16 protein-coding genes are annotated in these 20,084 nt (G+C 60.9%); 13 read left to right on the top strand and 3 right to left on the bottom strand.

The genetic code is table 11. The annotated features are described in order from the left end of the window. On the top strand, positions 1–4,542 hold the full coding sequence (gltB, locus tag KG722_RS02825; RefSeq protein ID WP_213269270.1) for a glutamate synthase large subunit: 4,542 nt from the start codon (positions 1–3) through the stop codon (positions 4,540–4,542). 24 nt (positions 4,543–4,566) lie between these two features. Here gltB and KG722_RS02820 read toward each other — a convergent pair whose 3' ends face one another. After that, a complete protein-coding gene (locus KG722_RS02820; protein ID WP_213269268.1) occupies positions 4,567–5,460 on the bottom strand; it encodes a DUF4349 domain-containing protein in 894 nt (297 codons plus the stop codon). A 98-nt stretch (positions 5,461–5,558) separates the two neighbouring features. Continuing rightward, complete coding sequence (locus KG722_RS02815; RefSeq protein ID WP_213269266.1) at positions 5,559–7,106, bottom strand: carboxyl transferase domain-containing protein; 1,548 nt, start codon at positions 7,104–7,106, stop codon at positions 5,559–5,561. Between the two features lie 108 nt (positions 7,107–7,214). Between KG722_RS02815 and KG722_RS02810 the strand changes: the two genes are divergently transcribed. The 4 genes from KG722_RS02810 to KG722_RS02795 all read left to right on the top strand — a co-directional run bounded on the left by KG722_RS02810 (position 7,215) and on the right by KG722_RS02795 (position 11,113). Continuing rightward, positions 7,215–7,520, top strand: a complete 306-nt coding sequence (locus tag KG722_RS02810; protein ID WP_213269265.1) for an SCP2 sterol-binding domain-containing protein — start codon at positions 7,215–7,217, stop codon at positions 7,518–7,520. A gap of 88 nt (positions 7,521–7,608) precedes the next feature. Next, on the top strand, positions 7,609–8,562 hold the full coding sequence (locus KG722_RS02805; protein WP_213269264.1) for an alpha/beta hydrolase: 954 nt from the start codon (positions 7,609–7,611) through the stop codon (positions 8,560–8,562). A 30-nt stretch (positions 8,563–8,592) separates the two neighbouring features. Continuing rightward, positions 8,593–10,053 (top strand): AMP-binding protein, encoded by a 1,461-nt coding sequence (locus KG722_RS02800; protein ID WP_213269263.1) that lies wholly within the window; start codon positions 8,593–8,595, stop codon positions 10,051–10,053. Positions 10,054–10,108: 55 nt separating this feature from the next. Beyond that, on the top strand, positions 10,109–11,113 hold the full coding sequence (locus KG722_RS02795) for an NAD(P)-dependent alcohol dehydrogenase (RefSeq protein ID WP_213269262.1): 1,005 nt from the start codon (positions 10,109–10,111) through the stop codon (positions 11,111–11,113). A gap of 38 nt (positions 11,114–11,151) precedes the next feature. On the opposite strand, the gene KG722_RS02790 is transcribed toward KG722_RS02795, so the two are convergent. Continuing rightward, positions 11,152–12,924 (bottom strand): sodium:alanine symporter family protein, encoded by a 1,773-nt coding sequence (locus KG722_RS02790; protein ID WP_213269261.1) that lies wholly within the window; start codon positions 12,922–12,924, stop codon positions 11,152–11,154. Positions 12,925–13,099: 175 nt separating this feature from the next. Here KG722_RS02790 and miaB point away from each other — a divergent pair, with 175 nt between their 5' ends. The 8 genes from miaB to KG722_RS02750 all read left to right on the top strand — a co-directional run bounded on the left by miaB (position 13,100) and on the right by KG722_RS02750 (position 19,976). Beyond that, entirely contained in the window at positions 13,100–14,449 is a 1,350-nt protein-coding gene (gene miaB, locus KG722_RS02785; RefSeq protein ID WP_213271545.1) for a tRNA (N6-isopentenyl adenosine(37)-C2)-methylthiotransferase MiaB, read from the top strand. Continuing rightward, positions 14,446–15,435: a PhoH family protein gene (locus KG722_RS02780; RefSeq protein WP_213269260.1), complete on the top strand. Its 990-nt coding sequence runs from the start codon at positions 14,446–14,448 to the stop codon at positions 15,433–15,435. Before miaB ends, KG722_RS02780 begins: the two co-directional genes overlap by 4 nt. Before the next feature lie 9 nt (positions 15,436–15,444). Next, positions 15,445–15,897, top strand: coding sequence for an rRNA maturation RNase YbeY (gene ybeY, locus KG722_RS02775; protein ID WP_213269259.1), 453 nt, complete (start codon positions 15,445–15,447; stop codon positions 15,895–15,897). Positions 15,898–15,902: 5 nt separating this feature from the next. After that, the gene (locus KG722_RS02770; RefSeq protein ID WP_213269257.1) at positions 15,903–16,763 is read left to right on the top strand and encodes a CBS domain-containing protein; all 861 of its coding nucleotides are present in this window, start codon (positions 15,903–15,905) and stop codon (positions 16,761–16,763) included. A gap of 6 nt (positions 16,764–16,769) precedes the next feature. Continuing rightward, on the top strand, positions 16,770–18,413 hold the full coding sequence (lnt, locus tag KG722_RS02765; RefSeq protein ID WP_213269255.1) for an apolipoprotein N-acyltransferase: 1,644 nt from the start codon (positions 16,770–16,772) through the stop codon (positions 18,411–18,413). 42 nt (positions 18,414–18,455) lie between these two features. After that, positions 18,456–18,893 carry a helix-turn-helix transcriptional regulator gene (locus KG722_RS02760; protein WP_213269253.1) on the top strand — a complete coding sequence of 146 codons (438 nt, stop codon included), beginning with the start codon at positions 18,456–18,458 and terminating at the stop codon, positions 18,891–18,893. Beyond that, the gene (trmB, locus tag KG722_RS02755; RefSeq protein ID WP_213269251.1) at positions 18,886–19,581 is read left to right on the top strand and encodes a tRNA (guanosine(46)-N7)-methyltransferase TrmB; all 696 of its coding nucleotides are present in this window, start codon (positions 18,886–18,888) and stop codon (positions 19,579–19,581) included. The genes KG722_RS02760 and trmB overlap by 8 nt, the downstream gene beginning before the upstream one ends. Positions 19,582–19,766: 185 nt before the next feature. After that, entirely contained in the window at positions 19,767–19,976 is a 210-nt protein-coding gene (locus KG722_RS02750) for a cold-shock protein (protein ID WP_011645144.1), read from the top strand. Positions 19,977–20,084: the final 108 nt, after the last annotated feature.

Below are 20,084 nucleotides of genomic sequence, written 5' to 3'. Positions count from 1 at the left end.
ATGTCGGATTATGTGACAAAGTACCAGCAGAACCGTCAGCGCCTGATTGATGCCGGCGCCTACAATCCCGAAGACGAACGCGATGCCTGCGGCGTGGGTCTCGTCGTGGCGTTGGACGGCAAGCCGCGCCGCGAAATCGTCGAGATGGGCATCAAGGCCCTCAAGAATGTCTGGCACCGGGGCGCTGTCGACGCCGACGGCAAGACGGGGGACGGGGCTGGCATCCGGCTTGATGTGCCGCAGGATTTTTTCCGCGAGCATGTGAGCCGCACAGGCCACAGCCCCACAGACGACCGGATCTGCGTCGGCCAGATTTTCATGCCGCGTACAGATTTTGGCGCGCAGGAAGCGGCGCGTACGCTGGTTGAACGCGAAGTGCTCAATTTCGGGTTCTACATCTATGGCTGGCGCCAGCCGCCGGTTGATGTATCAGTCATCGGCCAGAAGGCCAAGGATACCCGCCCGGCCATCGAACAGATCATGTTCCGTGATGCGCGCGCGCGGTCTCCTGAAGAGCTTGAGCGGGCGCTCTATATTTGCCGCCGGCGGATTGAACGCCGGGCACGCGAAGCGGCGATCCAGTCCTTCTATATCTGTTCGCTCAGCCACAAATCCCTGATCTACAAGGGTATGTTCCTGGCGCAGGACATCGACAACTTCTATCTCGACCTGCGCGACGAACGCTTTGTCTCGGCATTCGCCATCTATCACCAGCGCTATTCAACCAACACCTTTCCGCAATGGGCTTTGGCGCAGCCCTTTCGCACGATTGCTCACAATGGAGAGATCAACACGCTGCGGGGCAATCGCAACTGGATGAAGAGCCATGAGATCCGAATGGTGTCGGAAGCCTTCGGCGACCACACGCAGGATGTGAAACCGGTCATCCCGGACGGGACGTCGGATTCCGGCGCGCTGGATGCAGTATGGGAACTGCTCTGCAAGTCTGGCCGGCCAGCACCTATGGCAAAGGCCATGCTCATCCCTGAGGCGTGGTCGAAACGCGACTCGGTCATGCCGACCGCGCACAGGGCGCTTTATGACTATTGCAACTCCGTGATGGAGCCGTGGGACGGACCGGCCGCAATTGCAGCTTATGACGGCCGCTGGGCGGTTGCCGGGCTTGACAGGAACGGCCTGCGCCCGCTTCGCTACTCTCTGACAACGGACGGTATTCTCGCTGTTGGATCCGAAACAGGAATGTGTCCGCTCGGCAATCATGAGGTTACCCGCCGGGGGTCTATCCCTGCGGGTGGCATGATCGCGGCCGATCTCGCCACAGGCAAGTTCTATGATCACCGAGAGATTGTGGACTTTCTAGCGGCGCAGGCGCCTTATGAAGAGTGGCTGCAGGCCGTCACCGAGCTTGAGCCGGAGATTGGGCCGGGACCCGAGCCGGTGCTCTTCAACAAGGAAGAATTGCTGCGCCGGGAAACTGCCGCCGGTTACACCCTCGAAACGCTCGAGTTGATCCTCGCGCCGATGGCCGAGGGCGGTAAGGAAGCCATCGGGTCGATGGGTGACGATACCGCGCCTGCCGTTCTGACGATGGCGTACCGGCCGATGAGCCATTTCTTCCGGCAGAACTTCAGCCAGGTCACCAACCCGCCGATTGATCCGCTGCGCGAGGGGCGGGTCATGAGCCTGCGTACGCGCTTCAAGAACCTTGGAAACGTTCTTGATACGGACAAGTCGCAACAGGAAGTTTTCGTCCTCGAAAGCCCGGTCCTGACGACGGGCATGTATGAACGCCTGATCGAACGGTTGGGCGTTGGCACCGAAATCATCGACTGCACGTTTGATGCGTCCGACGTTACATCTGAAGGCGCAGCGCTGAAGGAAGCGCTTGCGCGAATCCGGCGCGAGGCGGAAGAGGCAGTTCGGGCAGGGCGGGAACACATCATCCTGACGGATGAACATCAGTCCGCCAGCCGGATTGCCGTTCCGATGGTTCTTGCGACCGGCGCGGTTCATTCCCACCTCGTCGAGCAGGGGCTTCGCACCTTCTGCTCGATCACGGTAAGATCCGCCGAATGTCTCGACACGCACTATTTTGCCGTTTTGGTGGGTGTTGGCGCTACGTGCGTGAACGCCTATCTCGCCCAGGATGCCATTGCTGACCGGCATGCGCGTGGACTGCTGGGAGACATCTCGCTTGGAAAGGCCGTGCAGAACTTCAAGGAGGCTGTTGAGGCGGGCCTTCTGAAGATCATCTCGAAGATGGGCATCTCTGTCATTTCCTCCTATCGCGGCGGCTATAATTTCGAGGCGCTTGGCCTTTCGCGCGCACTCGTGGCGGATTATTTCCCGGGCATGTCCAGCCGGATATCCGGCCTCGGTCTTGCCGGTCTGGAAGAGAACGCGCTCGTGCGCCATCAGAAGGCGTTTGATGAAGATGTCATCTCTCTGCCGGTTGGCGGGTTCTATCGGTTGCGCGCCTCTGACGAGCCGCATGCTCTGGACGGCAACCTGATCCACACGCTGCAGGCTGCGTGCGACCGAGGTGATTATGCGATCTACCGCAAGTACGTCGACGCCGTGCACGCGCGCGATCCGCTGCAGCTTCGTGACCTTCTGGACTTCAAAGCGGCGGGACCGAAAGTGGCGCTCAGCCAGGTTCAGTCGATAAATGAAATCCGGAAGCGGTTCGTCACGCCGGGCATGTCGCTGGGGGCATTGTCGCCTGAAGCTCATGGCACACTCAACGTGGCCATGAACAGGATCGGCGCAAAGTCCGTATCCGGAGAGGGCGGGGAAGACCGGGCCCGCTACCGGCCGCTGCCAAATGGCGACAACATGAACTCGGCCGTCAAACAGATCGCATCTGGCCGTTTTGGCGTCACGGCAGAATATCTCAATGAATGTCGCGAGATCGAGATCAAGGTGGCCCAGGGCGCCAAGCCTGGCGAAGGCGGACAGCTGCCGGGGTTCAAGGTAACCGAACTCATCGCGAGGCTTCGGCATGCAACGCCCGGTGTCATGCTGATTTCGCCGCCGCCGCACCACGACATCTATTCGATCGAAGACCTCGCGCAGCTGATCTATGATCTCAAACAGATCAATCCGGATGCGCGCGTCTGTGTGAAACTGGTGGCCCAGTCTGGCGTTGGTACGGTTGCAGCAGGCGTGGCGAAGGCGAAAGCCGACATCATCCTGATCGCCGGGGGAGTCGGCGGAACGGGCGCGAGCCCGCAGACCTCGATCAAGTATGCCGGTCTCCCCTGGGAAATTGGCCTTGCCGAGGCCCATCAGGTGCTCTCGCTCAATAATCTCCGTGAAAAGATTACCCTGAGGACAGATGGGGGTTTGCGCACCGGACGCGACATTGTCATCGCTGCGATGCTGGGAGCGGAAGAGTATGGCATCGGCACCGCGTCGTTGGTTGCGATGGGCTGCATCATGGTCCGCCAATGTCATTCCAACACCTGCCCGGTCGGCGTCTGCACGCAGGACGAGGCACTGAGGGCGCACTTTACCGGCAACCCGGACAAAGTGGTCAACCTGATGAGTTTCATCGCCGAGGACGTGCGTGAGATCCTGGCCTCTCTTGGGCTTACCTCGCTAGACGAGGCTATCGGACGCACGGACCTCCTCAAGCAGGTGAGCCGCGGCGCGACGCATCTGGACGATCTCGATCTCAACCCGCTGTTGGTTCAGGTCGATACCGACGCCCCAGTGGTCTACAAACCCAACCGCCGCGAACCGGTTCCTGATACGCTGGACGCCCAGATCCTGCGGGATGCCGAACCGTTCTTCGAACGCGGCGAGAAGATGCAGTTGGAATATGGAGTGCAGAACACGATGCGTGCCATTGGCGCGCGGGCAAGTTCGCGCATCACCCGAAAATTTGGCATGCATGCCTTGCCGGAAGGGCGGCTGCATATTCGCCTCGAAGGCTCTGCCGGTCAGTCGCTGGGCGCGTTCAGCGTGCAGGGGCTACTCCTGGAAGTGCTGGGGGACGCCAATGATTATGTCGGCAAGGGACTCTCCGGTGCGAGCATCGTCGTGACGCCGCGCCCGCGGGACCGCCGCGCCGCTGTGGGCGATGCAATCATCGGCAACACCTGCCTCTATGGAGCAACTTCCGGCAAGCTGTTCGCAGCCGGAACTGCCGGCGTTCGCTTTGCAGTTCGAAATTCCGGCGCAAAGGCCGTTGTGGAAGGCTGCGGGGCCAATGGCTGCGAATACATGACAGGCGGCCGCGCACTTATCCTTGGGCCAGTCGGCGACAACTTCGGGGCGGGGATGACAGGCGGTGCTGCCTTCGTATGGGATCCCCAGCAGCGTTTCGAACGGGTCGCCAACCCCGATTCGATCGACTGGTATCTGCTGGCTGATATGCCTGAAGAGCATGTGGGTGAAGCCAGATCCCTGCTGGAAGAGCATGTCCGGCGTACCGGTTCTGTGCGCGGCAAGGAACTCGCTGACGCCTGGGAGACGACCCTCAGCCAGATGCTGATGATCGTTCCCAAGGAGATTGCAGGCCTGCTGCTTGCCCGCAAGGGCGATACGGCCAAGCGCAAACAGGCCGAGCGGGCCTGAGGGGAGGCCTGGTCCTGAAAGGGATCAGGTCCCCGGCTTCTTCCTGCGGATGCGTGGCCAGATCATCCGTAGCCAGATCCAGAGCAGGACGCCGATCAGCATCAGCCAGGGGAGGCCGACTGCAAAGGCCGTGACAACTGCCGCCACCGCGCTCGCGAGATTATAGAAGAAGCTCCCGAATGCGTCACCCAGGGGCTGAAGTGCACCTTGGGAAACCGGGTTGAGCTTCGTTTCGTAGCTCACCGAAAGCTGGCTCATGTCCACGCGCTGGCGGAGCGCCGCGAGCGAAGATGTCAGCGAGTCGATCTCGCCATTAACCCGGGCAAGCTCGCGTTCGGTCTCGAGTAGCTCGCCAAGTTCGCCTGGGCGATCTGCGAGGAGTTTTTCAAGGCGTTCCTGAAGGGTCTGCTGAGCCTTAAGGCGCGCGCCTGTATCGATTATCGAAACAGTCAGGTCTTCAGCCGTCGTCTGACGGTTTGTGATTTCACCTTTGGCAGCTTCGGCTTCTGCCTCAACGGCTGACAGGAATGTATCGATCCAGGCGGGCGTTGCGCGAATGTTCAGGGACGCGGAGACAGAGTCTTCCGAATACGCATTGAGCCAGGAATTTGTGACGATACAGACCGAAGGTCCGGCCGCATTGCAAGCCGAGATATGTCCCTGCATGGTCGGCTCTATGCTTTTTACCGGAAGGCGCATGCCGACACTGTGGGCATAGGCAATATACTGTTCGGTGGCCGGAGCCGTTTCGCCGCCACCAGATCCCTCCAACGCATCATAAGCGGGCTCGGCCGTTTTCATGGCCATCTCCACAGGAGGCGGCGGCGCGCCTGGCGATGCGTAATCCCTGTCCTGCGCACCGCCGCAGGCGGCGATAAGTACAAGCGGCAGCGCCGAAGCAGCATATTTCCAGAGCATGATCGATGTCCTCCCCAAGGATGGGCGTAACAGGCATCATCTCCTGAAAAATGGCAAGAGAATGCCCGAAGCAGGTTGGAAACTGGCAAGCTGAACGTTCAGGGACGGAAGCCTGTGCGTCTTTCACCAGTTTCCAGCACGCGTTGGGCATGTCCGGCAAAGTCGGCAAGCAGGGGGCGGGTGTCGCGTGGATCGATGATTTCTTCCGCAAAGAAACTCTCTGCTGTCCGGAAAGGTGAGCGGATGGCTTCAAACTTCTTGTAAAGCTGCGCCTTGAGCGCGTCGGGGTCTTCGGCTTCTGAAAGTTCCTTTCGGAACGCTGCCTCAATGCCACCTGCCATCGGTAGTGAGCCCCAGTCCCCGCTTGGCCAGCAATAGCGCCATTTGGTTCGCGACTGGTTCATCATGGCCGATCCGGCAAGGCCATAGGCCTTGCGGATGACAACAGAGCAGACCGGAACACTGGCCTGATACACCGCCGTCATGGCGCGCACACCCGCGCGCGTAACGCCTGCGGTCTCGGCTTTGACGCCCACCGCAAAGCCCGGGCAGTCGACAAAATGGATGACCGGAAGATGGAATGTGGAACAAAGGTCCATATGCCGGGTGACCTTGTCACAGACATCGGCTGTCCAGGCGCCATCGAGGAAGAAGGGATCGCCCGCCATGATGCCGACGGCGTGGCCGTCGATCCGGGCAAGGCCGGTCACAATGCCCCGGCCCCAGTCGTGGCCGATCTCGAAGAAGCTGCCTGTGTCCACCACGGCCTCGACGATCCGGCGGGGTTTGTAAGGCGTGCGGCCATCCTTTGGCACGATGGAGAGAAGGTTCTCCTCCCGGCGTTTTGGATCGTCTGAAGGCTGAACGCGTGCTGGAAGTTCATGGACGGATGGGGGAAGGTAGGAGAGGAAACGCCGCGCGGCGATGAACGCGTCCGCTTCGCTGTCGACCACATTGTCCACGGTTCCGTTCTGCCCCTGGATCTTCCAGCCGCCGAGTTCTTCCTTCGTGACATTCTCTCCAAGGGCAATCGCGACGGGCGGTCCGGCAACGAAGACCTGACTGAGCTCTTTGACCATGATGCTGAAATGGCTGGCAGCGACACGGCCCGCGCCCATACCGGCGCAGGGACCGAGGGCAAGGGATACAAAAGGCACCTGTGTCAGACCATGGACGATCTCGTTCCAGCCGGGCGTTTCGGGGATGTAGGTCCGCGGGTCCTTCTCCAGCATCTTGACCGAACCGCCCCCGCCGGTGCCATCGATCATCTGAACCAGAGGCATGCGGTATTCAGCCGCCATCTTGATGGCCTGAACCATTTTCTGCCAGATCGAAGCATCTGCCGCGCCGCCCCGAACCGTGAAGTCGTCCGCCAGAATTACGGTTGAGCGGCCATCAAGCCGGGCCCGGCCCATGACCGAGTTCGACGGCATGAAACCGTCCAGTTCGTCATCCGCGCCATAACTCGCCTTGCCGGCGATCTTGCCGATCTCGTGAAAACTTCCCGGATCAGCCAGAAAGGCGACCCTTTCGCGCACAGTCAGCTTGCCGCGTCCGCGCTGGCGCGAAACCGGCTCATCTCCCCCCATTTCCTCGGCCAGGCGTTCCCGGCGTCGGAGCTCTTCGATGGCTTTTTCCCAACTCATGGATTGCAACTGATCGATGTGCCGCAAGGCGCGTCAAGGGATTCTTCTTGCCGGGCATCGCCCGGTTTGCTTTATCCGCAGCAGGTATCAATCCAAGGAGGAAGCCTGATGGATCTCGCCCAACTCACTGAGCGCGCAGCAACAGCCGTTGCTGGCGGCAGCGACTTCAAGAAAAAAGTAAAGTTTGACTTCGGTAGCGCCGGCAAGCTGTTCATCGACGGTGCCGCCGGCGTCGCTGACAACTCTGACAGCGCAGCCGATGCGACCATTTCGGTCAACTGGGACGACTTTACCAAGCTCGCAGCCGGCGCGCTCGACCCCACCATGGCATTCATGCAGGGCAAGCTCAAAGTTGCAGGCGACATGTCTGTTGCCATGCAGCTCCAGTCACTGATGAAGAAGCTGGCCGGCTAAACCGCCTGAATCAGATCGCTTGACGAATTGGGCCGCCCCGGGGAGACCTGCGGGCGGTTCATTCATCTGGCCCCCTGGAGACCCGTGCATGGCGAATTCCTCCGCTGACAGGCTGGACAGTTTTGTCGAAGTTTCCGGCAATATTCCGCCACAAGGCGCAGAGATCGTCTGGTTTGAGGGGTCTGAGGGCCGCCGGCTCAGAGCCTGCATCGCCCCGGCGCTGTCTCCGTCAAGGGCGCGCGGCACCGTGATTGTCTGTCCGGGCCGGACCGAATTCATAGAGAAGTATTTCGAGGTTGGCCGCGAACTCCAGCAGATGGGCTTTGCGCTTGTCATCCTCGACTGGCCGGGTCAGGGACTCTCTGACCGGCTGCTGCCCGACAGCAAGAAGGGCCATATCGACCGGTTTGAAACCTTTATGACCGCGCTCGCCAAAGGGCTTGATGCGCTCGAAAGCCGGCTGCCGCGCCCTTACGTGTCGCTGGCTCATTCGATGGGCGGCGCCATCGCGCTGGCAGCGATTGCCAAAGGGCTTGTTAAGGTCGAGGCGGCTGCGTTCTGCGCGCCCATGTGGGGGCTGAAGTCTCCCTTCCTCGGGATGCGCTATCTTGTCTGGGCCATGCGCGCCACCGGGCGGTCGGGTGACTACGCCATGCAGCCAGGCCCGCCGGAGCGTTTCGAAACCAACATCGTGACCCATGACAAGCGCCGCTGGGACCTCCAGCGCGCATTGACAGATGCGCAGCCTGACCTTGAACTGGGGCCGGTCACCTGGGGTTGGCTCGGCGCATCGCTGGATATTTTTTCCACATTCTCCAAGCCGAGAACGCTGGCGAAAGTCGATATCCCGGTCTTCGTTGCTTCGGCAGGCGAGGAAAAACTCATCGATAATTCTGCCCACGACAAGATTGCAGCGCGCCTCAAGGATTGTGAGCATGTAACCGTCGATGGGGCGATGCACGAAATCCTGATGGAGACCGACGACCGGCGCGCCGAATTCTGGGCAGGATTTCAAAGACTATTGAAAAGAGCCGGCATCTGAACCGGTAGAAATATGAGGGGAACCGCGACCATGGCCATGATTTCACTGTCTCGCATTATTGCGCATTGGGCGGCCCTGCAGCCTGAGCGCACGGTTCTCAGCCATGAGGGGCGGAACGTAAGCTGGGCCGAGCTTGAAGCCCGCACGAACCAGCTTGCGCGTGCCTACCAGCAGCTCGGGGTCAAGCCGGATGACTTTGTCACGGTTTCGCTCCCCAATGGCATCGAGTTTTTCGAGGCCTGCTTTGCGATCTGGAAAGCTGGGGCAACACCTCAGCCGATTTCAGCGCGGCTACCAAAGCTGGAACGGGACCAGATCGTCGAGATCGGCGCGCCCAGCCTCGTGATCGGTGTGGCTGAAGGGGAGTATCCGCAGGCCGCCTGTGTCCGCCAGGGGTTTGCGCCCGGCCAGGACCTGCCTGATACTCCGCTCCCGGAAGTTACGGCTGCGAGCTTCAAGGCCATGACATCAGGCGGGTCAACTGGTCGCCCAAAGCTCATCGTATCCAAACAGCCGGCAGCTTCAGATCCGGACGTGCCGCTTCTGGAAATTCCCCAGCAAGGCTGCATGCTCATTCCAGGACCGCTCTATCACAATGGTCCCTTCCTTTGGGCGATGACGGCGCTCTTTAAAGGGTGCACGGTTGTGGTAACGACCCGGTTTGATGCAGAAGAGACCCTCTCGCTGATAGAGAAACACAAGGTGGATGTGGTCTACGCCGTCCCCACCATGATGCGCCGCATCTGGTCGCTGCCAGAGGAAGTACGCTGCCGGTATGATCTCTCCAGCCTCAAGGCGCTCTGGCATCTGGCGGCGCCTTGTCCTGCGTGGCTGAAGGAATGCTTTATCGAATGGCTCGGCCCCGAAGTTGTCTGGGAACTCTATGGCGGCACAGAGGGTCAGGGCTCGACAACCATTCAGGGTACGGAATGGCTGAAACACAGGGGCTCGGTCGGAAAGCCGGTCGAGACCTGCGAAATGAAGATTGTCGGGGAGAATGGCGAGACACTTCCGACGCGCAAAGTGGGTGAGGTGTTCATCCGACCGCTTGCAGGCGCAGGCACGACCTATCGCTATATCGGCGCAGACGCCAAGGCGATCGACGGGGGCTGGGAGAGCCTCGGCGATCTCGGCTGGATGGATGAGGACGGCTATCTCTACCTCTCTGACCGCCTGTCCGACATGATCATCGTCGGCGGGGCCAATATCTATCCAGCTGAGGTCGAAGCGGCGATCGAGGCCTATCCGGGCGTGCGCTCGTCTGCCGTCATTGGTTTTCCGGACGAGGATATGGGCGCGCGCCTGCATGCGGTGATCGACCGTCCCGACGGGCCGGTCGATGATGCGGCGATGGCCGCGCATCTTTCCGAGCGCCTTGTGCGCTACAAGATACCCAAGAGCTTTGAGTATACCGCCGAGGCGGTGCGGGACGATGCGGGCAAGGTTCGCCGGAAAGCCTTACGCGAGGCAAGGCTCACGCCTTCCTCTTGACTTCCCTAAGGGCGGTGTAGGTCCCGTCCTGCCACATCCAAGGGAGGACAAGACCATGAAAGTAGCAGCCGTCAAAAAGCCCGGCGGGCTTCAGAACCTCGTCATAGAGACGCGGGACGACCCCAAGCCCAAAGCGGGCGAAGTTCTGGTGCGCGTGCGCGCGAGTTCGCTCAACTATCACGACTTCGTTGTGGTGCTCGGCGGCATCCCGACGCCCGATGGCCGTATCCCGATGTCCGATGGGGCAGGAGAGGTCGTCGCGATAGGAGAAGGCGTCACCAAATGGAAAGTGGGCGACAAGGTCATCTCCCTGTTCTTCCCCAGCTGGCAGTCAGGCCAGATTGAAGCGGCAGGCTTTGCCAGCGTGCCGGGCGATGGCGCCGACGGCTTTGGCGCCGAGTTTGTGGCGGCGCCTGAAACTTCTTTCACCCGCATGCCGGCCGGCTGGAGCTTTGAGGAGGCCGCAACCCTTCCCTGCGCCGCGCTGACGGCCTGGCGCGGCATGTTCGTCGAAACAAGGACCAAGCCGGGTGACTGGGTGCTGGTGCAGGGCACAGGCGGGGTTTCGATTTTCGCGCTGCAGTTTGCCAAGCTGGCCGGAGCGCGCGTGATCGCGACGTCCTCGTCAAACGAGAAGATGGAGAAGCTCAAAAGCCTCGGCGCCGATCACGTCATCAATTACAAGGATACGCCCGAATGGGGCCGCAAGGCGTTCGAGCTGACCGGTGGTCGCGGCGTCGATGAGGTCGTCGAGATCGGCGGCCCCGGCACAATGGCCCAGTCGATCAATGCCTGCCGCCCGGGCGGTCACATCTCGCTGATCGGTGTGCTGACGGGTGTTTCCGGCGAGGTGCCGACGGCTGCACTTTTCTCGCGCAACATCACTGTATCAGGCATCACGGTCGGTTCGCGCCGCCATCAGGAAGACATGGTGGAAGCCATCGAAGCCTCCACCATGCGCCCTGTGATCGACAGCAAATTCCCGCTCGACCAGATTGCTGCGGCCTTTGCCCACCAGGCCAGCCAGAAACATTTCGGCAAGATCGTCCTGACGATCTGACTTGCCTGGTGGGAGTATAGCAATGAAGTAGCGCCCGCCTATTCGGCGGGCGCTTTTTTACGCAGGTCTTCCATGATGCTGTCACCATCATCCGTATCGGGATCACCGTTTGCCTTGTGGATGCCATAAACGACACCCGAAAGAAGAATGATCGCAATCAGGTTGGGGAAGGCCATCGAGGCGTTGGCGATGTCGCCGAAGCGCCAGATGAAGTCGACCTCCTGCAAACTGCCGACAAAAATAATCAGCACCCAAACGTAACGGAAGGGTTTGGTCGCCCATTCGCCGACGAGGAAGGTCGTTGCCTGTTCGGCATAGTAGGACCAGCCAATGATGGTCGTAAACGCGAACAGGGCCAGACAGATCGTCACCATCCAGCCCCCGACCGGTCCGGGAACCGCGTCGGTAAAGGCGCGATTGGTCAACGTCGCCGCATTCACTCCCTCAGCCATCCAGAGGTGCGTAGTCGTCTCCCCCAGTCCTGCCGCGATCATTTCCGGCTTGGCGAGCAGCTCTGACGAAGTAGCGAAAGTGCCTTCGGCCGTGAGGATGACCAGCGCGGTCATTGTGCACAGGACCATCGTATCAATGAACACACCGATCATGGCGATCTCGCCCTGCTTGGCCGGGTTCTTCATCTGCGAGGCGGCGTGAGCGATCGGAGCAGACCCTTGACCTGCTTCGTTGGAGAACAGACCCCGGGCAACCCCGAAGCGGATTGCCGACAGTATGGCGTAGCCCGCCAGACCGCCTGCCGCCTGTTCAAATCCGAATGCGGAGGCGATGATCATCGCAAACGCGCCCGGGATGTGTTGCAGGTTCAGCAGCAGGATGATGATACATCCGACAATGTAGAGCGCGGCCATCGCCGGAACGAGGCCTCCGGCGACCCGGCCTATCGACTTGATGCCGCCAATGATCACCGCAAAGACAAGCAGTGCAATCACCAACCCGAAAATCCAGGACGCAAGTTCGGTCTGCAGGGCAATGCCTGGCGAGGCTTCGATGCTGGACAAGGGGATAAAGCCGGTTTCAGCATCCGCTTCGCCGGCAACCAGCACCAGCTGATCGGCCGGAACAGTAGTTAGCTCGCAGGCGCTGACCGGTTCAAGATTGGCCGCGGTGATCTGTTCGAGGTTTCCAGCGACGCCTGTGACCTGCCGAAGGTTCTTCTGGGCCGGTTGCAGCAGGACGCACGGCAAGCTCTGGCTGACCGGGCGCAACTCGGTCTGGATGTTCGCCGTCATACTGTTGGCTTGGATCATGCCGCCGGTCGCGGTTGCCGAGAAAATCGTGCCGACACAGAAAATCGCCGCCAGCCAAGTCCAGTTCTTTCCGAGACCCTTCTTGATGTAATACATCGGACCGCCATTTATGCGGCCGTTCTCATCGGTTTCCCGGTATTTGATGGCGAGTGAGCTTTCGGCGAAGGCGAGCGCCATGCCGAAAATGGCCGTCACCCACATCCAGAAGATCGCACCGGGTCCGCCGAGGGTCAGCGCCGTTGCCACGCCTACGATGTTGCCTGTGCCAACCTGGCCCGACAGGGCGGTCGAGAGCGCTTGCAAGGGTGTGATGGCAGCCGGATCGCCATTGCCCTTCCGGCCTTTCCAGACCTCGACAACTGCAGGCACGAACCGCCTCAGAGGCCTGCCGCCGAGCCGGATCATGAAGAACAGGCCGGTTCCGAGCAGGATGACGGCCATAGGTCCGAAAGCCAGGACTTCCTGACCATTCCAAACGCCGCCCCAGATGAAGTTGGAGATGTTCTCCACAGAACCGGCGAAAGATTCGTAGATATCTGCTAGCATGGTGACTGGGCCTCCCCGGCGCCAAAGATGTCAATTTGAGGGCACACTAGCCCGCTTCTCACCTCTGTGAAGCCTTAAGCTGCTGTACGACCGTCTGTGTTGAGGAAGGTTCTTTCAGCTTGCCCGCTTTTGAGGCATAAGCCGCCGGATGACCGGCACCTCCGACGAAAAGCCCATGAAGGGCCTGTTTATCAGGACCTATGGCTGCCAGATGAACGTATATGATTCCGAGCGCATCCGCGATGTGCTGCGGCCCCTTGGTTATGCGCCAGTGGACGCGCCGGAATCTGCAGATCTTGTAGTTGTTAATACCTGCCACATTCGCGAGAAGGCCACAGAGAAGGTATACTCCGAACTCGGCCAGCTCAAGCGGATGAAGGAAGCCTCCGGCGGGCGCATGACCATCGCGGTTGCAGGTTGCGTCGCCCAGGCCGAGGGCGAGGAGCTGATCCGGCGCCAGCCGGCTGTTGATCTGGTGCTTGGCCCTCAAGCCTATCACAAGCTGCCTGAGATGATCGCCCGCGCCAGCCGTGCCATTGGCGACCGGCTGGAAACAGAATTCGATACGGTTGAGAAGTTTGACGCCCTGCCCAAGACCCGCGATGCGGACGGGCCAGCGGCCTTTGTTTCAGTACAGGAGGGCTGCGACAAGTTCTGCACCTTCTGTGTCGTGCCCTATACACGCGGCGCCGAAATGTCGCGCCGGGTCGATGACATCGTTCTGGAAACCCGCAGCCTTGCCTCACAGGGAGTGCGCGAGATCACTCTGCTCGGCCAGAATGTGAATGCTTTCCATGGTCCTGCCCCTGCCATTGAAGGCGGGGAAGATTGGACGCTGGGCCAGCTTTGCCGGCACCTCGCCAAGATTGGCGGGATCGAGCGCATCCGCTACACGACCAGCCATCCGCGGGACATGAATGACGACCTGATTGCCGCCCATGGCGACACGCCTGCCCTGATGCCTTTCCTGCACCTGCCGGTTCAATCGGGATCGGACCGTATCCTCAAGGCGATGAACCGCGGTCACACGGCAGGCCAGTACCGGGACATCATCGCCCGCGTACGCCATGCCCGGCCGGGCATTGCGATAGCGTCTGATTTCATCGTGGGCTTTCCGGGGGAGAGCGATGCCGACTTCGAAGCCACGATGCAGCTCGTGCGGGATATCGGCTACGCCATCGCCTATTCGTTCAAATATTCCTCCCGTCCGGGCACGCCGGCGGCGGAGATGCACGGCCATGTTTCCGAGGCTGTGAAGGACGAGCGTCTGCAGACGCTTCAGGCGCTGTTGCGCCTGCAACAGACCGAGTTCAATGCCGCCCAGATTGGCAAGACGCTGCCCGTGCTGGTAACCGGCAAGGGGCGCAATGCGGGCCAGATGCATGGCCGCTCACCTTATCTTCAGGCGGTCCATTTCGACGGACCGGAAAGCCTCAATGGTCAGATCGTGGACGTGAGGATTGTCGGGGCAAGCCTCAACTCGTTGACTGCTGAACTCCTGCAGGTGCGTGAGGGCGCTCTGTGACCGGCAGCAAACGGCACTCGGCTTCCGAACCCTCTCCCGCATCGGTCAGCCGCCTCTATGAGGTGCGCGACGTAGAACGGCTGCGCGACCTTTGCGGGCCCCATCATCGCCATCTGACCTTACTCGAAACCCGGCTGAAGGCGTTTGGGCTCCAAGCAGAGAGCCAGGGCGGCGGAATCCGCCTGACCGGCACCGAGGAGGGCGTTTCCATTGCCGAGGCAGCGCTCGCCGATTTTGAGCGGCGCCTGCGCAGTGGTGGTGAGCCCAGCGAAATGGAACTGGACGGCGCCTTGCAGGCGGCCCAATCGCCATCCCAGACGTTTTCGGGTCTAAAAGGCCTGAAAAAGGCAGTCACCGCCATGACGCGCGGCCAGGCGAAATATCTCGATGTGCTGTCAAATCCTGACAACGCTCTGGTTTTCGGCGTTGGCCCCGCGGGCACGGGCAAGACATTTCTAGCGGTCGCCACCGGCGTGGCCGAACTGAATGCCGGGATCCGCCAGCGTCTGGTGGTTACCCGTCCTGCAGTTGAGGCTGGCGAGAAGCTCGGCTTCCTGCCTGGCACGCTGGAAGAAAAGGTCGATCCTTACATGCTGCCCATCTGGGATTCCTTGAGGGACCTGATGGGGCAGGAACAGATGGAGCGCCGGATGGCGCGCGGCGAAATAGAAGTGGCGCCGATCGCCTTCATGCGGGGGCGCACTCTAAAGAACGCCTTTGTCATTGTTGACGAGGCGCAGAACACGACCGCTGCGCAAATGAAGATGGTGCTCACACGCCTTGGCCGTGACAGCCGGATGGTCGTGACCGGCGATCCTGATCAGGTCGATCTGCCCGGCAGCCAGGAATCGGGCCTCAAGCAGGCGCTGCGGATCCTAAAGGATGTCGAAGGCATTTCCGTTCAGCGCCTTACGGCCGCCGATGTCGTCCGGCACGGGCTCGTCAGCCGGATCATCGATGCCTACGCCGCGTCGGGAGAGAGCTGAGATCCTGCGATGATCGGTTTTGATCTCATCATTGAGGATGACAGTTGGGCGGCGCTCGGCGATCTTGAGGCACTTTGCCGGAGAGCGTTTGCCGCAGCCGCGCAGGTCGCGCCCGCAGGCGAGGGCAATGTTGCTCTGCTTCTCGCCGATGACGCAGCCCTTCATCAGCTGAACCTTGATTTCCGCGGAAAGGATAAGCCGACGGACGTGCTTTCCTTTCCCTCGCTTCCGATGGACCGGCCATTTCTTGGCGACATTGCCGTAGCCTGGGGCGTATCCTCCGCAGATGCCGGACTTCAGGGCAGGGCGCCCAAGGATCACCTTGTTCACCTGCTGATTCATGGCTACCTGCACCTTCTCGGATTCGATCACGAGACGGACGATGAGGCCGCCGAGATGGAAGCGCTGGAAATAAAGGCCCTTGCATCCCTCGACATAGCTAATCCATACCAGAACGACTGATTGACATGAGTGACTCTGACCCCTCCGACGCGGCGCCCACCGGCCGAATGCGAAGCTTCTTCGGATTTCGCAGAAAGTCCGCCGAGCCCGCAGCAAATGCGAACAAGGATCTTGATCCGGCCGGCGCGCCCCAGGTGATGCGCCTGCGCCTTGCCGAGTTTGAAGAACTGCGGGTGGATGACGTGATGGTTCCGCGCGCCGACATCAAGGCGGTGGAAGCTGGAACCGGCGTGCAGGAGCTGCTGGAGTTTTTTGCCGAGGTCACCCACTCGCGCCTGCCCGTTTTCCGGGAGACACTGGATGATCCGATCGGCTTTGTTCACATCAAGGATCTTGTGACAGAACTGGCCAAAGGCGGTGAGCTGCCGCGCCGGCCGCTTGAGCGGATGCACCGCGAGGTGCTTTACGTTCCGCCTTCGATGAAGCTCACCGACCTGCTCGTGAAGATGCAGGCGACCCGCATTCATCTGGCGTTGGTTGTGGATGAGTATGGCGGCACAGACGGGCTGCTCACACTAGAGGACCTTGTTGAGGTCATCGTGGGTGACATTGAAGACGAGCATGATGAGGAAGAAGCCATGTTCGTTCGCCGCAGCGCCCGTATCTGGGAGGCTGACGCGCGCACGGAGATCGAGGATTTCCAGGAGGAAAGCGGTGTAGACCTCAGTCTCGATGATCTGGACGCTGATATTGACACGCTCGGCGGCGTTGCGTTTGCGCTGGCCGGCAAAGTCCCGGTGCGCGGCGAGGTCCTGCGCCATCCCAACGGTTCCGAGATCGAGATTGTCGACGCAGACTCGCGGCGCGTCCGCCGCCTTCGCCTGCGCCTGCCTGAACCCCCGCCGCAGCCTGCTGCTGAGGAGTAGAGTTACATGAGTAAAGCTGTGCGCAGCCACGGGTTCACTGCGCTTGGGCCTCTGCACGAGGCTTTTGCGCGCCTGTCGGGCTGGGGTGCCCTGGCCGCCGCATTTGCGCTGGGCGCGTTATCGGCGGTCGCCTTTGCGCCGTTCCATTTCAGCGCCGTGCTGGTGATCTCGTTTACCGGCATCGTCTGGATGATCGACGGTGCGCGGTCTCAGGCGCGCTGGGGGAGGGCTGTCTTCCTGCGCGGCTGGGCCTTCGGGACCGGCTTTTTCCTCGTCAGTCTTCACTGGACGGCGATGCCGTTCCTCGTCGATCCGGCACGCACGATCTGGTTCATCTGGATGCCGCTTATCCTGTTGCCAGCCGGCATGGCCCTGATCTGGGGCGCATTTACAGCGATGGCGGGCGCCTTCTGGTCGGCTTCCCCTTCGCGCGTGTTCATATTCGCGTTGTTCTTCGCGCTGGCGGAGTTCACGCGCGGGCACGTCTTCGGCGGATTTCCGTGGAACCTGCCGGGCACCACGTGGATTCCTGGCGGCGCGCTGTCGCAGGCGGCTTCTCTAGGCGGTGTCTACTGGCTGACGCTGGTGACTGTTTTCGTCATGGCGTCTCCCGCGGCGCTGGTGGATACGCGCGAAGGGCGCGGCATTCCGGTCCGGCTTGCCCCGGCTTTCGTCTCTGTTCTGGCGCTTGCGCTCGGCTGGGCCTGGGGCGCTGACCGAACGGCCGAAACTTCGCCGCTCACCGATCAATCAATTGTCGTCATGGATGCTGGCGTCCCGCAGGATCAGTGGGATACGCTGGGGCCGGACCCCGTCCTCTATGAATACCTGCGGATGCTGACATATCCCGATAGCCGCCCGGGAGACATCGTGGTCTGGCCGGAGGCGGCCGTGCCAGCCTATCTGCTTCAGGATGCCAATGCCCTGGACGCCATCGCGGCCTATATCGGCCAGCGCAAACTGATTGCGGGCACGACCCGCTACGAGCTGACCACGACCGACAGTCGGACGTACTATAACAGCCTCGCGGTGATGGATGAGACGGTCAATCAGACTGGTCCGATCGCCCTTTATGACAAGCACCGGCTCGTGCCATTCGGCGAGCTCGCGGCAATCAACTTCATTCCCTATGGGTCCCAGATGAGCGGCATGCTGCCCCCTGCCGTCCAGCGCCTTGCGGCCGACGGCTTCCGGCCCGGCGCCGGTGCCACGGCGGTTGATCCGGGCGGTGTTCCGGCCTTTGTGGCGCTGATCTGCTATGAAGGCCTGTTCCCCGAAATCTCGCGCAGCGTGAACCTGACAGACCGGGCCCAATGGATGGTCCTGATCTCGAACGATGCCTGGTTTGGCCAGGGCATGGGCCCCGCCCAGCATTACGCCCAGAACCGGTATCGTGCGATCGAGACAGGCCTGCCGCTGGTGCGGGCAGCAAATCGCGGTACGTCCGGCATCATTGACGGGTATGGCCGCGAGATCATGCGGACGATCCCTGCCGAAACCGCGCCTGAAGGCTGGTCGACCTCCTATGGGCGCGCAAGGTTGCCGGTCGCCACCGAGATCACGATGTTTCAGGGCCGGGTCGGCGCAGCGCTTTTCTGGCTGACTCTCTGCTTGTTTGCGGTACTGGCCTTTATGACTTGGAGGCGATAAGCCCATTTCTTTGGGCAAAACAGCGGCGCGTTCGGGATAGTCATGTCAGAAAGCAAGCTACCGAACGATATTGACCGGGTCGTTGGCGAAAACATCCACCGCCAGCGCAGAAAGCTGAAACTCACCCAGGAAAAGCTGGGTGAGTTACTCGGGCTGACCTTTCAGCAGGTTCAGAAGTACGAAAAGGGCGTGAACCGCGTCTCTGCGGGCCGATTGTTCGAGATTGCAGACGTGCTTGACGTTCCGGTCGCATTTTTCTTTGAAGGGGCTGAGAAGGCTGCCGCCCGCGCAGCGGCAGAATTCGCTGCAGCCGCCGAAGATGCCCCGCTGGCCATCCTGAGCGATGAGACCCTTCAGCTGATCGAGGCCTTTCAAAAGATAGAAGACGTCGCCCTTCGAAGGTCCTTGCTTGCTGCGGTCCAGGCCGCCGCGGCAGCCTTTGAAACCCGATTGTACCCCGATCGTGGCAAAGATGTCTGACACGAAGAGCAACTTCAGACACCGCCCCCTTCGAAGCTTTGGGCGGATCGGCGGGCGTCCGCTGTCTGTGCGTCAGAAAGAGCTCATGGCGGACAAGATGGAGGCCTCCCGGGTCCCCGAAGGCAATGCCGGCCTGGACCTCCCGTCCATGTTCCCGGGCAAGAAGGCTGTCTGGCTTGAAATCGGTTTTGGCGGCGCCGAACATATGATCACCCAGGCTGGGCGCCAGCCGGACACCGCCATCATTGGCTGCGAGCCCTTCCTTGAAGGCGTTGCCAAGGCGCTCGCCGGGATCGAGGACGAACGTCTTCAGAATATCCGCATCTGGCCCGATGATGCACGAATGCTGATTGATCGCCTGCCGGGCCAATGCCTTGACCGCGTCTTCATCCTTTTTCCGGACCCATGGCCCAAGCGGCGCCAACAAAAGCGCCGGCTCATTCAACCCGCCTTTCTGGATAGCCTGCATCCAAAAATGAAACCTGGATCAGCGCTCCGGTTCGCCACCGATGTCAAAAGCTATGCCGATGAAGCCCTGCTGACGATCCTGTCTGACGGGCGGTTTCAGTGGCAGGCGGCTGCGGCTGACGACTGGCGGCAGGCTCCGGCCGATCATGTCAGGACGCGCTATGAAACCAAGAAGCTGGGTGATTGTGATCCGGTCTGGTTCGACTTCCTGACGCGTTGATCTGATGGGCCTTCTTGACGAAAACCCCCGTACATGCGCTAATCTAGGCTATCGAAACCGGTCGGTCTGAATATCAAGACCCCGTCAGACCGACGGCAATGACTTTCCCTCCTCCGAGTTTCGAACGGCACCGCACGGCGTAATTCCGCGTCTGCGCGGCCTACGGAAGGCAAAGGAAAGCCATTATGGCAACCGGCAAAGTAAAGTGGTTCAACGATCAGAAGGGCTTCGGCTTCATCAAGCCTGATGATGGTGGCGCGGACATTTTCGTCCACATTTCTGCTGTCGAGCGTTCGGGCCTCAAAACCCTCGCTGAGAACCAGTCGATCTCTTACGAACTCTACAAGGACGAGCGCCGCGGCAAGACCTCGGCAGTGGATCTCAAGGTCCTCTAAGTCTCTTATCCTGCTCCTCAGGGACCTGATCGCGGCGGCTTCCGGAAGGGGGCCGCCGTTTGCGTTCCGCTGCATCAAAAGCCTGACAGACACCCCCTCGACATTCCT

It is taken from the genome of Hyphomonas sp. (assembly GCF_018402285.1).
GTDB lineage: Bacteria > Pseudomonadota > Alphaproteobacteria > Caulobacterales > Hyphomonadaceae > Hyphomonas.
This window is presented reverse-complemented; position numbering and strand designations above follow the sequence as displayed.